Origin of the sequence: Allobosea sp. R86505 (assembly GCF_042466375.1) — a bacterium.
Classification (GTDB): Bacteria; Pseudomonadota; Alphaproteobacteria; order Rhizobiales; family Beijerinckiaceae; genus Allobosea.
The window spans coordinates 3,181,921-3,204,138 of record NZ_JAXHPY010000001.1 but is presented as its reverse complement, the minus strand read 5'-3'; the positions used below and the strand labels follow the sequence as shown (position 1 = coordinate 3,204,138).

Below are 22,218 nucleotides of genomic sequence, written 5' to 3'. Positions count from 1 at the left end.
CGACGGCCGCGGCGAGATCGTCAGGACATGGCGGCATTGCAAGGCGCGAGGTTCGCGGGCACCGCGTGCCTCTCGCCGCATCCCGTTCTGGCCGTTATGGCAGGGCGGAGATCATCTTGAGGATGCCCGTCTTGCAGCGCGCCAAGCTCCTGCCCCTGATCGTCGCCTGTGCGCTGTTCATGGAGAACACCAATTCGACGGTGATCGCGACCTCGCTGCCGGTGATTGCGCAGTCGCTCGGCGAGGATCCGATCGCGCTCAAGCTGGCGCTGACCTCCTATCTCGTCAGTCTCGCGGTCTTCATCCCGATCTCGGGCTGGATGGCGGACCGCTATGGCGCGCGCACAATCTTCCGGGCGGCACTGGCGGTGTTCATGCTGGGCTCGGTGCTGTGCGCGCTATCGAATTCACTCGGCGCCTTCGTCGGCGCGCGCTTCGTGCAGGGCATGGGCGGGGCGATGATGGTGCCGGTCGGTCGGCTGGTCATCCTGCGCAGCGTCAGCAAGTCGGAACTCGTCGGCGCGCTCGCCTATCTGACCGTGCCGGCGCTGGTCGGGCCCGTGGTGGGGCCGCCGCTGGGTGGGTTCATCACGACCTATTTCGACTGGCGCTGGATCTTCTTCATCAACATCCCGATCGGGATCGCCGGAATCGTGCTGGCGAGCCTGTTCTTCGAGGATGTGCGCGAGGAGGACGTCGCCCCGCTCGACATCCGCGGCTTCCTGCTCTCGGCCTTCGGCTTCGCCAGCCTGATGCTGGGCTTGGCGACGGGCGGGCGCCATCTCGTGCCCGCCGCCGTGTCCTATGGCTGCGTCATTGCGGGCATCGCGGCGCTGGTCGCCTACTGGTTCCATGCGCGACGCGTCGCCCATCCGGTGCTGAACCTCGCGCTGCTCAAGATTCCGACCTACCGAATCGGCGTGATCGGCGGCTCGATCTTCCGCACCGGGATCGGCGCCATTCCCTTCCTGCTGCCGCTGATGCTGCAGCTCGGCTTCGGGCTGGACGCGCTGCAATCGGGGCTGATCACCTTCGTTTCGGCTGCCGGCGCGCTGCTGATGAAGACGGCGGCCAAGACCATCCTCGCCCGCTACGGCTTCCGGCGCGTGCTGACCTTCAACGCCGTGGTCGGCGCGGCTTTCCTGGCGGCCTCGGGGCTGTTCACGCCCTCGACGCCGCACTGGATCATGCTCTGCGTGCTGCTGGTCGGCGGCTGCTTCCGCTCGCTGCAGTTCACGGGCATCAACGCGCTGAGCTATGCCGATGTCTCCAACCGGGACATGTCGGGCGCGACCAGCCTGTCGAGCGTGGCCCAGCAGCTCTCGCTCAGCATGGGCGTCACCATCGGCGCCTTTGCCCTGGAGGCGGCCAACCTCGTCCATGGCGGGGGCGCGCTGGGTGCGGCCGATTTCTGGCCCGCCTTCGTGCTGGTCGGGATGATCTCGGCCTCCTCGGTGCTCATGATGGTGCGGCTCGCCCCCGATGCCGGGGCCGAGGTGTCCGGGCATATCCTGACCGAGGCGCCGACCAGTGTGCGGAAGGCGACGGCGCAGGCGATTTCGGACCAGAAGCCGCTGGAGTGAGGTTGCTACCGTTTGAGTATAATGCGGTAGTGCATTATCTTTTCGCTTCTGGGAGGGCGGCTGCATGGCGACATTGACCGTGACCGAGCGCGGGCAGGTGACGTTCCGCAAGGAGATCCTGCAGCATCTCGGCATCAAGCCGGGCGAAAAGATCGAACTCGAACTGCTGCCCGATGGCCGAGCCGCCTTGAGCGCGGCGCGGCCGCCCGGGACCATCGACGGCTTTCTCGGTTTGCTCGCCGGGAAAACGACGACCGTGGCGACGATCGACGAGATCAACGAGGCCGCCGCCAAAGGCTGGGCCGGTGAGGAATGAGGATCACCGTCGATACCAACATCCTCATCCGCGCCGTCGTTCGCGATGATGCAGAACAGGCGAGACGCGCCGACCGGTGCCTGAGGGAGGCGACCGTGATCGCGGTCACCCTGCCGTGTCTGTGCGAATTCGTCTGGGTGCTGCGCCGCCTCTATGGCTTTCAGCCGGTCGAGATTTCGGCGGCGATCCGGGCCCTTCTTGCCGTCGCCGCAATCGAGACCAACCGGCCAGCCGTCGAGGCCGGCCTTGCCATGCTCGATGCAGGAGGCGATTTCGCTGATGGCGTGATCGCCCAGGAGGGCGCCTGGTTGGGTGGATCGACCTTTCTGTCCTTCGACCAGAAGGCAGTGACCCTGCTCACGGCACAGGGCAGAGAGGCGAGGGGGCCCTAAGACATCTCGTGGCTTCCGCAACGCCGCGGCCCGCCCGATGGCCGGAGGAGAGTTGCAAAGATTGCGCCTCGGAAACAGCACGAGCATTGGCAGGTCGGCAATGACATCCGTTCTCTGGAATGAAATGACGGCAGAAGAACTCCGCGCAAAGGCTGCTGCCGATGCAATTGTGGTCTTGCCGGTTGCGTCTGTCGAACAGCATGGACCGCATCTGCCGGTCGGTGTCGATACGATCCTCTGCGAGCGGATATGCAAGGCGGCGGCCGAGCGTGTGGATGGTAACGAGGTGGTGGTCGCGCCGACCGTTTGGTGCGGCATGGCCGAGCACCACATGGCCTTTGGCGGCACCTTCACCTTCGACATCCCGACCTATCGCGCGGTGCTGCTATGCCTGCTGAAGAACCTGGAGCGTCACGGCTTTCGCCGCGTGGTTATCGTTAACGGGCATAGCGGCAACACATCGGCGCTGATGGCATTTCTGCCGGATTTCGCTTGCGAGACCAAACTGCGCGTGCGGGCCGCGATGTATTTCTCCGCTGCTGACCGGGCGGTGATGTCCGTTCTGGAGGACGCCACGGGAACGCATGCCAACGAGTTTGAGACGTCGATGATGATGGCCCTGGCGCCGGAACTGGTCAGGGATGATCGCCTGCGGGACGCATTTGGCGGGCAGGAGCCCGAGCGTAAGGGAGCGCCAATTCTTAAAAGGACCGCAAGGCACCGCTCGTTCAAGGACAAGACGGACAGCTGTGTCATTGGCGATGCAAGGCGCGCCAACGCCAAGAAGGGAACTGCGTTGGTCGAGGAGTGCGTAAGATCGCTCGCCGCTATACTGAGCCACGAAAGGGTCTGAACTGCAGGGCCACCGCCCAGATCTTCAGCCTTCCGCCTCGTCCTCCGGTGCCAGTTCGGCCCTTCGCCGGAACCCCGTCGCCAGCACGTAGAGCTCCGAGGAATCCGAGCGGCTCGAGGCCGGCTTGATGTTGCGCACGGTGGTGAAGTCGCGCTTCAGCCCGCCCAGCAGGGTCGCGCTGTCGCCGCCCTGGAACAGCTTGGCGAGGAAGAAGCCGCCGGGAGCGAGGACCGAATGGGCGAAGTCGAGCGCGGCTTCTGCCAGCGCGATGATCTTGATGTGGTCGGTCTTCTTGTGGCCGGTGGTGTTGGCGGCCATGTCGGACATGACGCCGTCGGCGCGCCCGCCCAGGCGCTGGGTGAGGAGGGCGGGGGCCTCCTCGTCCATGAAGTCCATCTCGACCAGATCGACGCCGGGGATGGGGTCGACCGGCAGCAGGTCGATGCCGACGATGCGGCCCTTGCCCTTGTCGAGGCCGATGCGCGCCGCCGCGATCTGGCACCAGCCGCCCGGCGCGCAGCCGAGATCGATCAGCTTCTGGCCCGGCTTCAGGAAATGGTACTTGTCGTCCATCTCCTCGAGTTTGAAGGCGGCGCGGGAGCGGTAGCCCAGCTCGCGGGCGCGCTTTACATAGGGGTCGTTGAGCTGGCGTTCGAGCCAGAGCTGCGAGGAATGCTTGAGCTTGCCGGCCTTCTTGACCTTGACGCGCATGTCGCGCGCGCCGCCGCCGCCGGCCACGGTCTTGGGAGCCTGCTTGCCGGGCACGCGCGCGCCGGCCCCGCCGGCCTTGGCCGCGCCCGTCTTCGGGGAGCCCGTGCCCTTACTCCCGGCCTTGCCGCTTCCTGCCTTGCCGCCGCCGCTCATGCCGGGGGCCGGATCGCGAAGGCGGGTCGTGGGGACAGCGTCATTTCATCTCCGGCGCCAGGCGCGGTCTTCATGCATCATCCTGAGCAGGATGCCCTCGCGCAGGCCGCGATCGGCGATGCGGACGCGCTCGCTGGGGAAGGCGCGGCGGATCGCTTCGAAGATGGCGCAGCCGGCCAGCACGAGATCGGCCCGCTCGCGGCCGATGCAGGCATTGGCCGCCCGGGCTGCGTAGTCCATTTCGACGAGCCGGTCGATGACCGCGAGGATGTCGTCCTGCCGCATCCACAGCCCGTCCACCTCGCGCCGGTCATAGCGGGCGAGGCCCAGATGGACGCCGGCGACCGTCGTCACCGTGCCGGAGGTCCCTAGCAGGTGAAAGTTGCGAGCGCCGTTGGCCGCCGCGGCCTTTGCGGCGAAGTCCTGCAGTTCGCGGGCACAATCCTCGACCATGGTCTCGAACAGCGCGCGGCTGACGTCGACGCCGCCATAGCGCTCGGCCACGGTGACGACGCCGATCGGCAGCGAGGCCCATTCGCGGATGCGCGCGGCCGGGTCGCGCGCCTCGTTGCGGCCGCCCATCCAGATGATCTCGGTCGAGCCGCCGCCGATGTCGAAGACGATCACGCCCTCGGCGGCTGGATCGGCCAGTGCGGCGCAGCCGGAGACGGCCAGCGCGGCCTCCGTGCGCTGGTCGATGATCTCGAGCTCGAGCTGCGCCTCGACCGTGACGCGGCGGACGAAATCGGACCCGTTGATCGCCGCGCGGCAGGCTTCCGTCGTCACCAGCCGGGCGCGCGTGACGTTGCGGTGGAGCATCTTGCCGCGGCAGATCTTGAGCGCCTCGACGGCGCGGTCCATCGCCGCGTCGCAGAGGCGGCTGCTGGCGGCCAGACCCTCGCCCAGCCGCACGATCCGCGAAAAGGCGTCGACGACGCGGAAGCCGTGCTGCGCCGGCCGTGCGATCAGCAGGCGGCAATTGTTGGTGCCGAGATCGAGCGCGGCATAGGTCGCGGCCGGATGGCGCGGCGCGGCTTGCGGATCGGCCGCCGGGCGGGGACCGCTGAAGGGTGCGCCGGGTCCGGAGAGGGGCTGGCCGAAAGCCGCGCCGAGCAGAGCGCCGGCCGGTGGCGGGCTGGTGCCGTGGCCATGCGGCAGCGTCGCCGCCGCCATCATTCGCTCCTGCCGGTCCTCGACCTCCACGCCGCCGTTCCCCTGACCTGCCGCCGGGCCCGCCTCGCGGCGGATGGCCCTGCGGACGCATCGGGCGAAAGCCCTGACACGCCTTGGATTCGAAGCGTAACAACAGCGGGACCGCAGTGCCAAGCGGAACCTTCTGTCACGGCCCGTTCGGCGGTGGAGGTCCGGGCCTTGCCCTGGCGGGGAGGCTTGCGCCAGTCTCCGCCGCCACGGGCCCGGCAGGACGGGCCGCAGCCGCAGAAAGGGAGGCCGACATGGCCGCCGCACGTCATCTCCTCGCGATCGACCAGGGCACGACCTCGTCGCGCGCGCTCGTCTTCGATTCGGGTCTCGGGCTCGTCGCCAGCGCCCAGCGCGAGTTCGCCCAGCATTTTCCGGCCTCCGGCTGGGTCGAGCACGAGCCGGAGGACATCTGGGAGAGTGTGCTGGCGACCTGCCGCGAGGCGATCGCCAAGGCCGGGGTGACCGCCGCCGACATCGCCGCGATCGGCATCACCAACCAGCGCGAGACGACGCTCGTCTGGGACCGGAAGACCGGCCGCGCCATTCACCGCGCCATCGTCTGGCAGGACCGCCGCACGGCCCCGGCCTGCGCTGCGCTCGTCGCCGCTGGCCATGAGGGGCTGGTCGCGGCCCGCACCGGCCTGCGCATCGATCCCTATTTCTCGGCGACCAAGATCGCCTGGCTGCTCGACAATGTGCCTGGCGCGAGGCGTCGCGCGGAAGCCGGCGAACTCGCCTTCGGCACGGTCGACAGCTTCCTGCTCTGGCGCCTGACCGGCGGGGCCGTGCATGCGACCGATGCAACCAACGCTTCGCGCAGCCTGATCTTCGACATCCATCGCGGCGTCTGGGACGAGGAGCTGCTTTCGCTGTTCGACATCCCGGCCTCGCTGCTGCCGCAGGTCAAGGACTGCGCCGGCCTGTTCGGCGAGACCGACCCCGCGCTGTTCGGCGGGTCCATCCCCGTGCGCGGCATCGCCGGCGACCAGCAGGCGGCGACGATCGGCCAGGCCTGCTTCGCGCCGGGCATGGTCAAGTCGACCTATGGCACCGGCTGCTTTGCGCTGCTGAACACCGGGGAGGCGCCCGTCGCCTCGCAGCACCGCCTGCTCAGCACGGTCGCCTATCAGCTGGAGGGCCGGCGCACCTATGCGCTGGAGGGCTCGATCTTCATCGCGGGCGCGGCCGTGCAGTGGCTGCGCGACGGACTCGGTCTGATCAAGGAGGCGAGCGAGACCGGCCCGCTGGCGCGCGCCGCCGATCCCGCGCAGGAGGTCTATCTGGTGCCCGCCTTCGTCGGGCTCGGCGCGCCACACTGGGACGCCGAGGCGCGCGGCGCGATCTTCGGGCTGACCCGCAATTCAGGCCCGCGAGAATTCGCCAAGGCGGCGCTGGAGGCCGTCTGTTACCAGACGCTCGACCTGATCGAGGCGATGCATGCCGACTGGGGACAGAGCGCGGGCGGCGCCGGGCAGGGGACAGGGCAAGTCGCGCGCTCGGTGCTGCGGGTGGATGGCGGGATGGCGGCGTCGGACTGGACGATGCAGCGCCTCGCCGACCTGCTCGACCTGCCGGTCGATCGCCCGAGCCTGCGCGAGACGACGGCGCTGGGCGCGGCCTATCTCGCCGGTCTCGACGCAGGGCTTCTCCCCGAACCCGACCGCTTCGCCGATCTCTGGCGGCTGGAGCGCCGATTTACGCCCGGCATGGCCGACAGCGAGCGCCACCGCAAGATCGCGGGCTGGCGCGACGCGGTGCGGCGCACGCTGAGCGACCCTTGAGGCTGCAGCCCCGCGCGAGGCGGCCTGTCCCTCGGCCGTTGACCGTGTCGGCAGATCGTTCGCCCGCTTCCGGGAAAGCCCCTTGTCCGAAGGGAAGCCCGGCCCGATGATGCGGCCATGGCAGCGAGACGGGGCGGGGGCTTCCGGTTGGGCGGGTCTTGGGACGACAGGGCGCCATGCGGCGGACCCCGCCGCGCAGCGGCGCGGCGGGTCATGGTTGTCGGGCGGCCATGAAGCCGGATGTGCTGACGTCTGCCCTGGCCGAATGCCAGCGCGCTTTCTGGTCTGTCGGCCTGGTGAGCTGCGTCACCAACCTGCTGATGTTCGCTGGCCCGATTTACATGCTGCAGGTCTATGACCGGGTCATTCCCGGCCGCAGCATCCCGACCCTCGTCGGCCTGACTGCGATCCTGATCGCCGCCTTCGCCTTCCAGGGCTTCCTCGACGCGCTGCGCAACCGGCTCGTCATCCGCATCGGGCGGCTGCTCGACGAGCGCCTGGCCGGGCCCGTGCACGGTGCGGTCCTGCTGCTCGCCCGGCAGAACCGCCCGCCCGGCGAAAGCAGCCAGCCCCTGCGCGACCTCGACATGATCCGGGTCTTCCTCTCCGGGCCGGGGCCGGCGGCGATCTTCGACATGCCGTGGATCGTCGTCTTCGTCACGGTCTGCTTCCTGATCCACCCGATCGTCGGCCTGGCCGCGATCGTAAGCGCGCTCCTGCTCATCGGCCTGACCGTGCTGACGGAGCTGAATGGCCGCGAGGCCCAGCGCGAGACTCTGCGCGAGACGGCCGGGCGGCAATCCCTGATCGAGGCGGCGCGGCAGAACGCGGCGATGGTCAAGGCGCTCGGCATGACGCCGGCGCTGCGCGAGCGCTGGCTGCGCGTCAACCGCCGCTATCTCGATGCCATGCAGCGCAGCAGCGACACGATCGGCGGCTTCGGCAGTGCGTCGCGGACAATGCGGCTGCTCGTCCAGTCTCTGGTGCTCGGTCTCGGCGCCTATCTGGTGATCCAGGGCGAAATGACCGCCGGAGCGGTGATCGCCTGCTCGATCATGATCGGGCGGGCGCTGGCGCCTGTCGAATCGGCGATCGGGAGCTGGGCCGGGTTCACCCAGGCACGCCAGGCCGTCTCGCGCCTGAAGCGCCTCTTCGCCGCGCTCCAGGCGCCGGGCGAGGCCACGCAACTGCCGGCGCCGGTGGCGTCGCTGCAGGTTGAGGCTCTCGTCGTCGCCGCCCCCGGCGCGATGGGCGCCCTGCTGCAGCAGATCGCTTTCGGGCTGAAGGCGGGCGACGCGCTCGGCATCATCGGCCCCAGCGCCGCTGGCAAGAGTTCGCTCGCGCGGGTCCTGGTCGGTGCCTGGCCGGCGGCGCGCGGCGCGGTGCGGCTCGACGGGGCGCTGATCGACCACTGGGACCCGGTCGCGCTCGCCCGCCATGTCGGCTACCTGCCGCAGGATGTCAGCCTGTTCGACGGCACCGTGGCGGAGAACATCGCCCGGATGGCGGTCGATCCCGATCACGCCGCGGTCGTCGCCGCTGCCAAGGCGGCCGGCGCCCATGAGATGGTGCTGCGCCTGCCGGGCGGCTACGACACGGTGATCGGAGAGGGCGGCGTTACGCTCTCTGGCGGACAACGCCAGCGCGTCGCGCTCGCCCGGGCGCTCTACGGCGATCCCTTCCTCGTCGTGCTCGACGAGCCCAATGCCAATCTCGATCGCGACGGCGAGGCGGCGCTGGCCGAGGCGATCCTCGGCGTCAAGGCGCGTGGCGGCATCGTCGTGGCGATCGCACACCGGCCGAACGCTGTCGGCGTCTGCGACTATGTGCTCTATCTCGGCCAGGGCACGCAGCTGGCCTTCGGACCGCGTGACGAGGTGCTCCGCAAGATCATCGCCGCGACCTCCGCCGGCGCGAACGACGGCCGACAGGTCGAACGCCGCAGCGAGGTCGCCTGAGATGAAGACGTCCGGCAGCCCTCTGGCCCAGGTCCAGGCCAGCCTCGCCCGCCTCAACCGCATCGGGCTGGTGAGCGTCGCGATCTTCCTGTTCGGCATCGGCGGCTGGGCCTGGGCGGTCAATCTGTCGGGCGCCGTGCTCGCGGCCGGTCAAGTCGTCGTGGAGGGCAGCCTGCGTCGTGTGCAGCACCCGACCGGCGGGGTGGTCGGCCAGATCTTCGTGGCCGAGGGGCAGGCCGTGGCGGCCGGCGACGTGCTGCTGCGCCTCGACGACACGCTGACGCGCGCCAATCTCGGCATCGTCCGCTCGCAGATCGACGAACTTGAAGCGCGCGAGGCGAGGCTCTTGGCCGAGCGCGACGGCGAGCGCGCGATCCGCTTTCCCGACGCGCTGCTGTCGCGGCGCGCCGATCCGTCCGTCGAGCGGGCACTCTTCGGCGAGGAGAAGCTGATCGAGGCCCGGACCCGCTCGCGCGAGGGGCAGAAGGCGCAGCTGCGCGAGCGCGCGGCCCAATTCGCGGAGGAGACCCAGGGCATCTCGGTGCAGATCGGGACGAAGGAAAAGGAGGAGGCGCTGATCGCCGAGGAGTTGCGTGGCGTCGCCCAGCTGTTCAAGCAGAACCTGACCTCGATGCAGCGCTTCACGGCGCTGCAGCGCGACCAGACCCGCGTTTCCGGTGAGCGCGGCCAGCTTCTGACCGAGCGGGCCCGGGTGCGCGGCAAGATCGCGGAGGTCGAACTGCAGATCCTCCAGCTCGACCAGGACATGCGCACACAGGTCCTCGGCGATCTGCGCGACACCCAAGGCAAGCTCGGCGAATTGCGCGAGCGGCGCATCGCGGCCGAGGACCAGCTCGCGCGGGTTGAGATCCGCGCGCCGATCGGCGGGCTCGTCCACCAGCTGACCGTGTTCACGGTCGGCGGTGTGATCAGCCCCGGCGAGACCCTGATGTCGATCGTTCCTCATGACGAGGCACTGGTGGCGGATGTCCGGGTCGCGCCCACCGATATCGACCAGCTGGCGGCGGGGCAGGAGGCGATCGTGCGTGTGCTGGCCGGCAACCAGCGCACCATTCCCGATCTGCGCGGGCGGCTGGTGCGCCTCGGCGCCGATCTGACGCGCGAGCCGCAGACCGGGTTGAGCTACTTCACGGCCCGCATCGCTCTGCCGGAGAGCGAGATCCGCCAGCTGCGAGACCTCAAGCTGGTTCCAGGCATGCCGATACAGGCCTTCATCAAGACGCAGGACCGCTCGGCTCTGGACTATCTGGTCCGTCCGCTGATCGAGCAGGCGGGTCGCGCCTTTCGCGAGCGCTGAAGCATCAGCTCAGCAGGGACCGCTTTCATCACGCTCGACGTGGATATTTTTGCGACGGTCTGCATAATTTTTCGGCAACCTGAGGATCATCTTGCCCGGATTGAGGCGTTGCGAGCGATATATCAATTGAAATTTTTAGGTATCATTCAATTCTATTGATAAGCTCGCTTTTAATTACGATCAATTGTCATTTTATACATCCAAGGCGCGTCTGTTTATGTAAATACTGAAAAGAAAATATTTATACTATGAGCCGGCTTTATTGTTTGAGGTATTTTGCTTATGCGGGTCCTTTACGGCGTGGCCTACCCTGCGTAATGATAGGCGCGCGGTAACACTTCATTAAGTTTACTTCGGAGCTGCCATGCCCGCCCCGACCGGCCTCTCGCTCTCCAATCTCGCCGTCATCGAGAACAGCTCCTTCAACACGATCGTCGGCCTGCTGTCGGCCACGGATCCAGATCCGGGCGACGGCATCGCGCGCTACGAGTTGGTCACGCCGGGCACGCCGTTCAGCATCTTCAACAACGAGCTGCGCGTCGTTGGCCCCGTCGATTTCGAGACACAGCCGAGCTGGACCCTGACGATCCGGGCCTATGATTTCGGCGGCAATTTCGTCAGCGCCGATTTCACCATCGCGGTCCGCGATGCGATCGAAGGCACGGCGAACGCGGATACGCTCAACGGCACGAGCGGCGACGACATCATCCAGGGTCTCGCCGGCAACGATTCGCTGACGGGGCAGGCCGGCGCCGACCTCATCGATGGCGGCTTCGGGCGCGACCGCGTCAATTACGGCAACGAGACCGGTACGGGCCCGGCGATCGTCAACCTCTCCAACGCGGCCATTGAGTATGATGCCGACGGCGTCGGGCCCGGCACGCCGGTGACGGTTGAGGCTGGGACCGGCATCGACACCTTCGGGGCGGTCGATACGCTCGTCGGCATCGAGGATGTCCGCGGGACCTCGCTGGCGGACCATATCGTCGGTGGCAACGACGCCAACCTGCTGCATGGACGCGGCGGTGACGACTATATGCGCGGCAATGGTGACTTCGACGAGTTCATTGGCGGCGCCGGCAATGACACGCTCGACGGGACCGATGTCGTCAACGACGGCGACCCCACTGATCTGGTTTTCGCGCAATTTGCCAGCGGCGACCCGCTTGCAACGGGCGTGATCGTCAATTTTGGGGACGCTGCCGTGACCGTCGGCGTCGAGACGGTCGCCGGCCATACGACGCGCGACGCCTATGCCTCGACCGATACGCTGATCGACATCGAGATGGCGCGCGGCACCTATACTGTCGACCACTTTTTCGGCGGCGACACCGGCAATGACGATTACGAGGGCTTCGAGGGGCTTGCCGGTAATGACCTGATCGACGGCGGCAGCGGCTTCGACGAGGTTCGCTACACCAATGACGCAGTCTACCAGAATGCGGCCGGGCAGATCGGCGGTCAGGGCGTCGTGGTCAACCTCTCGGCCACCGCCAAGACGGTCGATCGCGATGGCGCGGGGCCGGGCGCGCCCATCACCGTCGCGGCGGGTACGGCCCGCGACGGCTACGGCGACACCGACACGCTCATCTCCATCGAGGGCGTCCGCGGCACCAATTCGGCGGACTGGATCTACGGGGGCGACGCGAATGAACGGTTCCGCCTCTTCGGCGGAAACGACGTCGTCGATGGCGGAGCCGGCATCGACCAGGTCGACTACCGTCGCGAATGGACGGGCGGCAACGGCGTCACCGTCGTGCTCGGCGGCACCGCGACGATCAATGGAGTGGGACCAGGGACAGCGCGTGATGCGAGCGGCGCGACCGATACGCTGATCGACATCGAAGACATTCGGGGCACCGACGGAGCCGACGTCATCGTCGGCGACCACGGAGCGAACTGGCTGCGCGGTCAGGGCGGCGGCGACAACCTGACGGGCAATGGCGGCTCGGACATCCTCGACGGCGGCGGCGGCATCGACCGCGCCAATTACGGCAATGAGACCGGCGGCATCGCCGGCCGCGGCGTCATCGTCAACCTGTCGACACAGGCGATCACGGCCGATATCGGAGCCGGGCCGACCCTGGTTGCGGCCGGGTCCGCGATCGACACCTATGGTGACACCGACACGCTGATCTCGATCGAGAACGTGCGCGGCACCAGCAATGCGGACCATATCGTCGGCGACGGCCAGTCCAACACCGTGTTCTCGAGGGGCGGCGCCGACGTCATCATCGGCGGCGGCGGCAACGACTTCATCCACGGCGGCGGCGGCGCCGACATCATCGACGGTTCGGTCGCGGGCGGAGACGGCTTCGACGTCGATACCGCCTTCTACCAGTCCGACCTGACGGACACGCTGACGACCGGCATCCACGTCAACCTCTCGAGCGTCGCGGTGACGCTGACCGACCCCGTTCCCGGCGCGGGGACCATCACGATTGCGGCCCATTCGGCCAAAGACCCGCTCTACACCGGGGCCACCATCGAGGCGGTCGATACGCTGATCGACATCGAGGCCGTGCGCGGCACGATGCTGTCCGATGTCCTGATCGGCGGCGATGTGCAGAACGACGCCTATGAGAGCTTCGAGGGCCTCGGCGGCGACGATGACATCGACGGCGGCTCGGGCTATGACGAGGTCAGCTATGCGAACGGCACGTCGGTCGGCGGCACGCAGGGCGCGATCGTCAATCTGAGCGCGGCCGACCGCGTCGTCGACGGCGTCACGGTCGCCGCGCAAACGGCGCGCGACGGCTTCGGCGGGATCGACCGGCTCATCAGCATCGAGGGCGCGCGCGGCTCGTCCTTTGCCGACACGCTGATCGGCGGCGACGGCAACGAGCGCTTCTCGGGCCTTGCCGGCGCCGACGTGATCGACGGCGGCGGCGGCAGCGACACCGTATCCTACCTGTTCGATGCCGGATTCGGCGGTACGCAGGGCGCGCAGGTCAATCTCGGCGAGACGGCGGTCGGCACGCTTGCGGCCGGCACGGCGCGCGACGGTTTTGGGTCCGTGGATACGCTGGTCTCGATCGAGAACGCCCATGGCACCAATTTCGCCGACACGTTGGTGGGCTCGTCAGCCGCCAATGGATTCAATGGCTTCGGCGGCAATGATTTCATTTCGGGCGGCGCCTTCGTGCAAGCCAGCGTCTTTACCGGCGATGTCAATGACCGGGTGTTCTACAGCGGCTCGCTCGCCGACTACACCATCACACGCGGGATGTTCGGCGCTACCTATGTTGTCACCGATCTGCGGGCGGGCTCGCCGGATGGCACCGACCAGATCTCCAACATCGAGTATCTGAATTTCGCCGATCAAGTGCTGGACTTGCGCCAGACCTTCAACGGTGCGCCGACCGCGATCAATTTCATCAGTTCGCAGGTGCAGGAGAACGTTCAGGGCGCGTTCGTTACGGGGCTCAACGTCTCGGACCCGGATTTCGAGACCGTCTTTTCCTTTGCGGTGTCGGATGTCCGGTTCGAAGTCGTCAATGACGGCTTCTACCAGCTCAGGCTGAAGGCCGGCGTCGCGCTCGATTTCGAGGCTGCACCGACGGTTACTTTCGACGTCACCGCGACCGACAATTGGGGCGGCAGCGTCACCCAGGCTGTGACGCTCACCGTCCAGAACATGAACGACGCGCCGGTCGTCGCGAGCCCGATCCCGGACCAGACGGCGACCGTTGGCCAGCCCTTCAGCTACGTCATTCCGGCGGGCACCTTCTTCGACCAGGACGGCAACGCGCTCCAACTCTTCGTCCAGAACCTGCCGACCTGGATGATCTACGATCCGGCGACGCGGATGCTGAGCGGCACACCGACGCCGGGTGCCCCGAGCACGATCGTCACGGTCTCGGCCAATGACGGCGCCGGCGGCCAGGCGTCGGACAGCTTCCAGCTCACCGTCAGCGGTCCACCGGTCAACCAGATGCCGGTCGTCGTGACGCCGATCCCCGACCAGGTCGCCACGATCGGGCAGGCCTTCAGCTACACGATTCCGGCCGGCGCCTATGTCGATCCCGAGGGCCAGCCGCTGACCATCACCGTCATGGCGCCGGCGGCGTCCTGGCTCAGCTATGATCCGACCACGCGGACGATGTCGGGCACTCCGCCGGCTGGTTCATCGACCGTCGCCGTCAATGTGATGATCTCGGACGGTTCGGGCGGCTTCGCCTCGGACAGCTTCAACCTGTCGATCGGCAGCGTCGGCCAGAACCTGCCGCCGACGATTCAGTCGGAGGTGTTCAACCAGACTGTCAGTATCGGACAGCTCTTCAGCTACACGATTCCGGCCAACGCCTATTTCGACCCCGAGGGTCAGCCGCTGACTCTCAGCCTGGTCGGCCAGCCGGCCTGGCTCAGCTTCGATCCGGCGACGCGCACGATGTCGGGCACGCCGCCGGTCGGCTTCACGCAGGCTGCCTTGTCGATCGCGGTCTCGGACGGGGTCAATCCGCCAGTCCTGGACGGCCTCATCATCACCCGCCAGGGCTACTTCAACCAGATGCCGGTGGTTGCGGCGCCGATCCCCGACCAGGTCGCCACGGTCGGGCAGGCCTTCAGCTACACGATCCCGGCTGGAACCTTCGTCGATCCCGAGGGCCAGCCGCTCGCCATCACTGTGATCGCACCGGCCACCTGGCTCAGCTACGACGCGGCGACGCGCACCATCTCCGGCACGCCGCCGGCCGGGGCCACGACGCTCTCGGTCAGCGTGAACGTCAGCGACGGCTTCGGCGGCATCGCCTTCGACAGCTTCAACCTCTCGATCGGCAGCGCGGGCCAGAACCTGCCGCCGACGATTCAGAGCCCGGTGCCGAACCAGATCGTCACGGTCGGAGTACCTTTCAGCTATACGATCCCTGCCGGCGCCTACATCGATCCAGAAGGTCAGCCGCTGACGCTCAGCCTCGTCGACCAGCCGGCCTGGCTGAGCTTCGATCCTGTCAACCGTACCATGTCTGGCACACCGCCGGCTGATTTCAACCAAGCGGCGCTTTCCATCGCGGTGTCGGACGGTGTCAATCCGCCGGTGATCGATCCCATCACCATCACCCGTCAAGGCTACTTCAACCAGATGCCGGTCGTCGCGGCACCGATCCCCGACCAGGTCGCCACGATCGGACAGCCCTTCAGTTACACGATCCCGGCTGGAACCTTCGTCGATCCCGAGGGCCAGCCGCTCGCCATCACTGTGATCGCACCGGCGCCCTGGCTCAGCTACGACGCGGCGACGCGGACGATCTCCGGCACGCCGCCGGCCGGCACCTCGACGCTATCGGTCAGCGTGAACGTCAGTGACGGCTTCGGCGGCATCGCTTTCGACAGCTTCAACCTGTCGATCGGCAGCGTCGGCCAGAACCTGCCGCCGACGATTCAGTCGGAGGTGTTCAACCAGACTGTCAGTATCGGACAGCTCTTCAGCTACACGATTCCGGCCAACGCCTATTTCGACCCCGAGGGTCAGCCGCTGACTCTCAGCCTGGTCGGCCAGCCGGCCTGGCTCAGCTTCGATCCGGCGACGCGCACGATGTCGGGCACGCCGCCGGTCGGCTTCACGCAGGCTGCCTTGTCGATCGCGGTCTCGGACGGGGTCAATCCGCCAGTCCTGGACGGCCTCATCATCACCCGCCAGGGCTACTTCAACCAGATGCCGGTGGTTGCGGCGCCGATCCCCGACCAGGTCGCCACGGTCGGGCAGGCCTTCAGCTACACGATCCCGGCTGGAACCTTCGTCGATCCCGAGGGCCAGCCGCTCGCCATCACTGTGATCGCACCGGCCACCTGGCTCAGCTACGACGCGGCGACGCGCACCATCTCCGGCACGCCGCCGGCCGGGGCCACGACGCTCTCGGTCAGCGTGAACGTCAGCGACGGCTTCGGCGGCATCGCCTTCGACAGCTTCAACCTCTCGGTCGGCAGCGCTCCGTCTAACCAGTCCCCAACCGCGATCGCGCTGTCGAACCTTACCGTCGCGGAAGGCGTGCAAAATGCCGTCGTCGGCACGGTCACCGTGACCGACGCCGACAGCACGAGCTTCACCTTCACCGTGTCGGATGCGCGCTTCGAGGTGGTCGGCACGCCGGGTGCCTATGTCCTGCGTCTGGCCGGCGCCAACGTCCTCACCGCCGAACAGGCGGCGAGCATCTCGCTGACCGTGACCGCTACAGACGGCACCGGCAACAGCTTCGCGCAGGGCTTCGGCCTGACCGTCCTGAACACGCAGATCGACGGCACGAATGCCGGCGAGTTCATCTTCGGCGACGATACCGCGCAGGTGATCAACGGCCTCGGCGGCAACGACTTCCTGTTCGGCCAAGGCGGCGACGACACGCTGAACGGCGGTAGCGACAATGACGGCCTTTCAGGCGACGCCGGCAATGACACGCTGATCGGCGAGGACGGGTTCGACTACGCCCAGTACAACCTGCCCGCCGATGCCGGCGCTTTGACCTACGCCGTCAGCGGCGACAGCGCGACCGTCTTTGCCGGTGGGGTTGCGGTTCTCGCAATCCAGCGCGTCTTTGGTGGCGGCTATACGGTTGAGGATCTGCGCGCGGGCTCACCGCTCGGCACCGATGCGCTCGCGAGCGACGTCGAAGCCGTCTTCGTCTTCCTCGACGGGCCGGCCGGGCAGCCGCCCGCGCAGGTGCTGACGCTGATCCTCGTGCCGCGGATCGACACCGGCTTCGTCCAGGGCAGCATCTTCGGCGATCTGATCGACGTCACAACGATTCCCGGCGTCGATGCGGGGCAGAACATCGGCATCGAGGGCGGCGAGGGCGACGACGTCATCATCGGGCATGCCGGCTCGAATTTCATCACCGGTGGCGCCGGCGACGACGAAATCTCCGGTGGCGGCGGATTCGACACGGCGAGCTATGCGCTGCCGACCGGGACGGCGGGGACGCTGTCCTCCGTCACGACCGGCAACGTCACGCTCGTGCGCCTGACCGACGGCGCGACCGTCACCGATGTCTTCCGCGTCACGTCCTCGGGATCCGCCGTCACGGTCGAGGATCTCAGGCCCGGTTCGCCGCTGGGCACCGACACGGTCTATGTCGGCTCCGGCCCCGTGTTCCAGACCGAGCTGCTCAACTTCCAGATCAGCGGCGTCGGCAATGTGCCGCCCGTCCAGAGCCTGTTCCTCAATATCGCGCCCCAGGGCTTCGCCAATGCCGGCGGCGGCTTCATCCAGGGCAGCATCGGCGGCGACACGATTTCCGCCAATGTCTTCTTTCCGCTCGCCGGCAGCGAGGACGCGATCAGCATCGACGGGGGCCTCGGCGACGACATCATCAGCGGCCATACAGGCTCGAACTTCATCACCGGCGGAGCGGGCGACGACGTCATCGGCGGCGGCGGCGGCATCGATACGGCGGCCTTCACATTGCCGCTCGGCACGGCCGGCACGCTGAGCTCCGTCACCGCGGGCGCGGTCACGCTGGTGACACTGACTGACGGCGCCACGACGAGCGACGTCTTCCGGATCACGCAGACGGGGACCGGCTGGAGCGTCGAGGATCTGCGCCCCGGCTCACCACTCGGCATCGACACGCTGGACGAGACGATCGAGAACCTCTCGATCGCCATCGATGGCGGACCCGGTCTGCCGCCGGTCCAGTCGCTGTTCCTGAACCTGGCGCCTCAGTTCTTCCCGAACGGGACGGGCGGTTTCGTGCAGGGCGGCATCGGCGGGGATGTGATCTCCGTGGCGACGCTGGCGCCGGGCGCGGGGGCCGCCGACAGCGTCACCGTCAATGGCGGCGCCGGTGACGACGTCATCACCGGGCATGCCGGCGTCAACTTCATTGAGGGCGGCGGCGGCAACGACACCATCAACGGCGGCGGCGGGCGCGACGTGGCGCAGTATGCGCTGCCCGCCGGCACGAGCGGCTTCATCGGGTCGGTCCGCGACGACACCAACGTCGTCCGCCTCACCTTGAACGACAATGGCAGCGTCAGCGATCTGTTCTCTATCGTCCGGAACGGTGACGGAACCTGGACACTGACCGATCTGCGCCCGGGCGCGCCGCTGGGCGTCGACACGATCGCGGCCGATGTCGAGGAGGTCTTCGTCTTCGTGCCGTCCTCGCCTGCGGCGATCAGAGTCAATCTCGTCCCGCTGACCGAAACGGTGAACGGCATCACCTCGGTCTTCGGCTCGATCGAACCGGACGTCCTGACGGCGAGCGGCCCCAACAACAGCCAGATCAACCTCTTCGGCAATCTCGGCAACGACACACTGACCGGCCATGGCGGTACGAACTATCTCTCGGGCGGGCCCGGCAACGATATCATCGATGGCGCGGGCGGCGACGATACGCTGGTGGGCCAAGGCGGCGCGGACCAGATGAATGGTGGAACCGGGACCGACCTCGTCAACTATGGCGACGAGACGGGCGTCAGCGGCGTCGTCGTCAATCTGTCGGACACGGCCATCAACGTCGGCGGCGCGGTCTTCGCGGGCGGCACGGCTCGCGACAGCTTCGGCGGCAGCGATACCCTGACCGACATTGAGAGCGTGCGCGGCACGATCTTCGCCGACACGCTGATCGGTGACGACCTTGCGAACGATTTGTTCGGTGATGCCGGTGCCGACACGCTGATCGGCAATGGCGGGAGCGACGGCTTCAGCGGCGGGGGTGGCAACGACATCCTCGACGGCACCGCCGTCGCCTTCGACAGCGACGACACCGACCAGGTCTTCTATCAGGGAACGAACGAGGTCGTCAGCGGCGGCGTTCGGGTCAATCTCTCGGCGACGGCGGTCACCCATCTCGATGGCGGCGTCATCGCCGCCCGCTCCGGCCAGGACACCTTCGGCGGTGTCGACACGCTGATCGACATCGAAATGGTGCGCGGCACCAATTTCACCGACGTGATCTATGGCGGCGACACCGGCAACGACGACTTCGAAGCCTTCCGGGGACTCGGCGGCGCCGACCACATCGACGGCGGCTCGGGCTTCGACGAGACGCGCTACGACCGGGACGCCCGGTTCGGCGGCACGGAAGGCGTGGTCGTCAATCTCAGCGGCTCCAGCCGCACGGTCGATCGCGACGGGGCGGGGCCGCAGGCGCCGATCACGATCGCGGCGGGCACGGCGATCGACGGCTTCGGCACCGTCGATACGCTCGTCGGCATCGAGGGCGCGCGCGGCACGGCTCAGGCCGACATCTTCATCGGCGGCGGCGAAGACAACACCTTCATGGGCTTCGCCGGTGCCAATTCCTTCGACGGCGGCGGCGGCACCGATACGGTGCGCTACGATCAGGAGTTCAACAATGGCGGGGCGCCCGTCGGCATCCGCGCCAATCTCAGCACGACGGCGCAGGTGCTCGGCGGCGTCGCGGTCGCGGCCGGCTCGGTGATCGACAGCTTCGGCGCCACCGACAGCCTGACCAGCATCGAGGCGATCCGCGGCACCCGCTTCGACGACATCGTTTACGGCGGCAATGCGGGCGAGACGCTGCGCGGCGAAGGCGGCAACGACATCTTCTTCGGCAATGGCGGCATCGACACGCTCAGGCTGAATGGAAACCGCGCCGAGTACAGCGTGACCGCCATCGCGCCCGGCCGGTTCGAAATCGTCGATCTGCGCTCCGGTTCGCCCGACGGCATCGACACGATCTATGACGTCGAGCGCCTGCGCTTTCTCGACGGAACGGTCGACATTTCGGTGCCCGAGGCGGCGCCGACGGACATCATCGCCACGGGCCCGCTCTCGGTGCAGGACACCAGCGGCGCGGGCACCACGGTCGCCACCTTCGGCGTCGTTGATGCCGGCGATCTGGGTCCCCACAGCTATGCCCTGGTCGGCGGGGCGACGGACCGCTTCGCGATCGTCGGCGACCGGCTCGTCGTGGCGCCCGGTGCGAACTTTGACGCCGAGAACGAGCCGGTGGTCTCGGTGACCGTACGCGTGACCGACCCTGGCGGACTGAGCTATGAGGAGACGTTCGCGATCACGATCGGCAGCCGCAGCCTCGGCGGCTCCGGCGACGATACGCTCGCTGGCACGGGCGGCGCCGACCGGCTGTTCGGCCAGGGCGGCAACGACATCCTGGTCGGCCTCGACGGCGACGACACGCTCAATGGCGGCACCGGTGCCGACGCAATGCAGGGCGGCGCGGGCAACGATTCCTATGTCGTCGACGATGCCGGGGATGTGGCCAGCGAGGATGACGGGCTTGGCGGCGACACCGGAGGCCTCGACAAGGTCACGGCCTCGGTCAGCTTCACGCTCGGGGACTTTGTCGAGAATCTCACGCTGAGCGGCACCGCCGACATCGACGGCACGGGCAATGCGCTCGACAACCGGCTGCTGGGCAATGCCGGCGCCAACGTCCTCGACGGCGGCGACGGCGAGGACACGCTCAACGGCTATGACGGCTCCGACACGCTGCGGGGCGGGGCGGGCAATGACCGGCTCGATGGCGGGACGGACGTCGATTGGCTGCTCGGCGGCGCCGGCGACGACATCTATTACGTCGACGACGCCCTCGACACGGTGAGCGAGGATGACGGTTCGGGCGGCGATGCCGGCGGGCTCGATCTCGTCATCGCGACCGCCAGCACGGTGCTCTCCGCCCATGTCGAGGATCTGCGGCTCGTCGGAAGCGACGCCATCGACGGCACCGGGAATGACGACGACAACACGCTGCTGGGCAACAATGCCGCCAACCGCCTCATCGGCCTGGGTGGCGCGGATCTGCTCAACGGCTATGGCGGCAACGACATCCTCGAAGGCGGGGAGGGCGACGACGTCCTCACCGGCGGCGACGGCGACGACATCCTGCGCGGTGACGCGGGCGCCGACGTGCTGAAGGGGAGCGCGGGCATCGACTCGATGTTCGGTGGCGACGGCGACGATCTCTATTATGTCGACGACCTCGGCGACAGCGCGAGCGAGGACGACGGCTTTGGCGGCGATGCGGGCGGCTTCGACACCGTCTATTCCAGCGTCAGCTTCACGCTGGCAGCCGGCATCGAGGTGCTCAAGGTGAGCGGTTCGGGTGCGCTCTCGCTGACCGGCAATGCCGGCGACAATTCGCTCTATGGCAATGCCGCGGCCAACATCATCGAAGGGGCGGCCGGCAACGATCTGCTCAGCGGCGGCGCGGGCGACGACGTGTTGCGGGGCGGCGACGACGATGACCGCCTCCTCGGCGGCGACGGCGCCGACCAACTCTTCGGCGATGCGGGCAATGACCGCCTCGACGGCGGGGCCGGGGCCGACGTCATGAATGGCGGCGCCGGTGACGACCTCTACTACGTCAACGATGTCGGCGACGTCGTCAGCGAGGACGATGACTTCGGCGGCGACGCGGGCGGCTTCGACATCGTCTACAGCAGCGTTGACGTCACGCTCGGGGCCGGCATCGAGAACCTCTATCTCACCGGTTCCGCTGCGGCGAACGGGACGGGCAATGGTCTCGACAACCGTTTGCTCGGCAACAACGGCGACAATGTGCTGAGCGGGGACGACGGGGCGGACCGGCTCGTCGGCAATGCCGGCAACGACGTGCTGATCGGCGGTGCGGGCAGCGACAACCTGAATGGTGGCGCCGGCATGGACCGGCTGATCGGCGGTCTCGCCCGCGACGTCCTGACGGGCGGGGCGGACGCCGATACCTTCGTCTTCGAGGCCGTGCCCGATACGCGCGACACCATCACCGACTTCCAGACCGGGCTCGACACCATCGAGATTTCGAGTGCGGCCTTCGGGGGAGGTCTGGCGGCGGGTGGCAGCGTCAACCTCGTCGTCAACGGCACGCTGGCGGCGGGCGTCGCCGGCTTCACCTACAGCTCGACCAGCGGGGCGCTGGCCTGGGACGCCGACGGGCAGGGCGGCGCGGCCGCCGTCGCCGTCGCCGTGCTCACCAACAAGCCCCTGCTGACGGCCAGCGACTTCCTGCTGGTCTGACGACGACCAGGCTGC

General features: G+C 67.8%; 10 protein-coding genes. 8 read left to right on the top strand and 2 right to left on the bottom strand.

Features of this window, described 5'->3' with window-relative positions; genetic code table 11:
* Positions 1–122 precede the first annotated feature (122 nt).
* The 4 genes from SJY11_RS15415 (at position 123) to SJY11_RS15400 (ending at position 3,144) form a co-directional block, all read left to right on the top strand.
* On the top strand, positions 123–1,583 hold the full coding sequence (locus tag SJY11_RS15415) for an MFS transporter (RefSeq protein ID WP_376989341.1): 1,461 nt from the start codon (positions 123–125) through the stop codon (positions 1,581–1,583).
* Between the two features lie 64 nt (positions 1,584–1,647).
* Positions 1,648–1,899 (top strand): AbrB/MazE/SpoVT family DNA-binding domain-containing protein, encoded by a 252-nt coding sequence (locus SJY11_RS15410; protein WP_376987502.1) that lies wholly within the window; start codon positions 1,648–1,650, stop codon positions 1,897–1,899.
* On the top strand, positions 1,896–2,291 hold the full coding sequence (locus SJY11_RS15405; protein WP_376987501.1) for a type II toxin-antitoxin system VapC family toxin: 396 nt from the start codon (positions 1,896–1,898) through the stop codon (positions 2,289–2,291). The genes SJY11_RS15410 and SJY11_RS15405 overlap by 4 nt, the downstream gene beginning before the upstream one ends.
* A gap of 100 nt (positions 2,292–2,391) precedes the next feature.
* Positions 2,392–3,144 (top strand): creatininase family protein, encoded by a 753-nt coding sequence (locus SJY11_RS15400; RefSeq protein WP_376987499.1) that lies wholly within the window; start codon positions 2,392–2,394, stop codon positions 3,142–3,144.
* Positions 3,145–3,168: 24 nt separating this feature from the next.
* Here the strand turns inward: SJY11_RS15400 and SJY11_RS15395 are convergent, their stop codons facing one another.
* A complete protein-coding gene (locus SJY11_RS15395) occupies positions 3,169–4,008 on the bottom strand; it encodes an RlmE family RNA methyltransferase (RefSeq protein ID WP_376987497.1) in 840 nt (279 codons plus the stop codon).
* A 45-nt stretch (positions 4,009–4,053) separates the two neighbouring features.
* Positions 4,054–5,211: a Ppx/GppA phosphatase family protein gene (locus SJY11_RS15390; RefSeq protein ID WP_376987495.1), complete on the bottom strand. Its 1,158-nt coding sequence runs from the start codon at positions 5,209–5,211 to the stop codon at positions 4,054–4,056.
* A 251-nt stretch (positions 5,212–5,462) separates the two neighbouring features.
* Here SJY11_RS15390 and glpK point away from each other — a divergent pair, with 251 nt between their 5' ends.
* From glpK to SJY11_RS15370, 4 genes are all read left to right on the top strand, one after another.
* A complete protein-coding gene (gene glpK, locus SJY11_RS15385) occupies positions 5,463–6,992 on the top strand; it encodes a glycerol kinase GlpK (protein WP_376987493.1) in 1,530 nt (509 codons plus the stop codon).
* A 242-nt stretch (positions 6,993–7,234) separates the two neighbouring features.
* Positions 7,235–8,950 (top strand): type I secretion system permease/ATPase, encoded by a 1,716-nt coding sequence (locus tag SJY11_RS15380; protein ID WP_376987491.1) that lies wholly within the window; start codon positions 7,235–7,237, stop codon positions 8,948–8,950.
* Between the two features lies 1 nt (position 8,951).
* Positions 8,952–10,268 (top strand): HlyD family type I secretion periplasmic adaptor subunit, encoded by a 1,317-nt coding sequence (locus tag SJY11_RS15375; protein ID WP_376987489.1) that lies wholly within the window; start codon positions 8,952–8,954, stop codon positions 10,266–10,268.
* Positions 10,269–10,632: 364 nt separating this feature from the next.
* On the top strand, positions 10,633–22,203 hold the full coding sequence (locus SJY11_RS15370; RefSeq protein WP_376987488.1) for a putative Ig domain-containing protein: 11,571 nt from the start codon (positions 10,633–10,635) through the stop codon (positions 22,201–22,203).
* The last annotated feature ends 15 nt before the right edge of the window (positions 22,204–22,218 follow it).

Bases quoted from the DNA above. Each gene is read 5' to 3' on its own strand.
- SJY11_RS15415 (WP_376989341.1), top strand. From the start codon at position 123: ATGCCCGTCTTGCAGCGCGCCAAGCTCCTGCCCCTGATCGTCGCCTGT.
- SJY11_RS15410 (WP_376987502.1), top strand. From the start codon at position 1,648: ATGGCGACATTGACCGTGACCGAGCGCGGGCAGGTGACGTTCCGCAAG.
- SJY11_RS15405 (WP_376987501.1), top strand. From the start codon at position 1,896: ATGAGGATCACCGTCGATACCAACATCCTCATCCGCGCCGTCGTTCGC.
- SJY11_RS15400 (WP_376987499.1), top strand. From the start codon at position 2,392: ATGACATCCGTTCTCTGGAATGAAATGACGGCAGAAGAACTCCGCGCA.
- SJY11_RS15395 (WP_376987497.1), bottom strand. From the start codon at position 4,008: ATGAGCGGCGGCGGCAAGGCAGGAAGCGGCAAGGCCGGGAGTAAGGGC.
- glpK (WP_376987493.1), top strand. From the start codon at position 5,463: ATGGCCGCCGCACGTCATCTCCTCGCGATCGACCAGGGCACGACCTCG.
- SJY11_RS15375 (WP_376987489.1), top strand. From the start codon at position 8,952: ATGAAGACGTCCGGCAGCCCTCTGGCCCAGGTCCAGGCCAGCCTCGCC.
- SJY11_RS15370 (WP_376987488.1), top strand. From the start codon at position 10,633: ATGCCCGCCCCGACCGGCCTCTCGCTCTCCAATCTCGCCGTCATCGAG.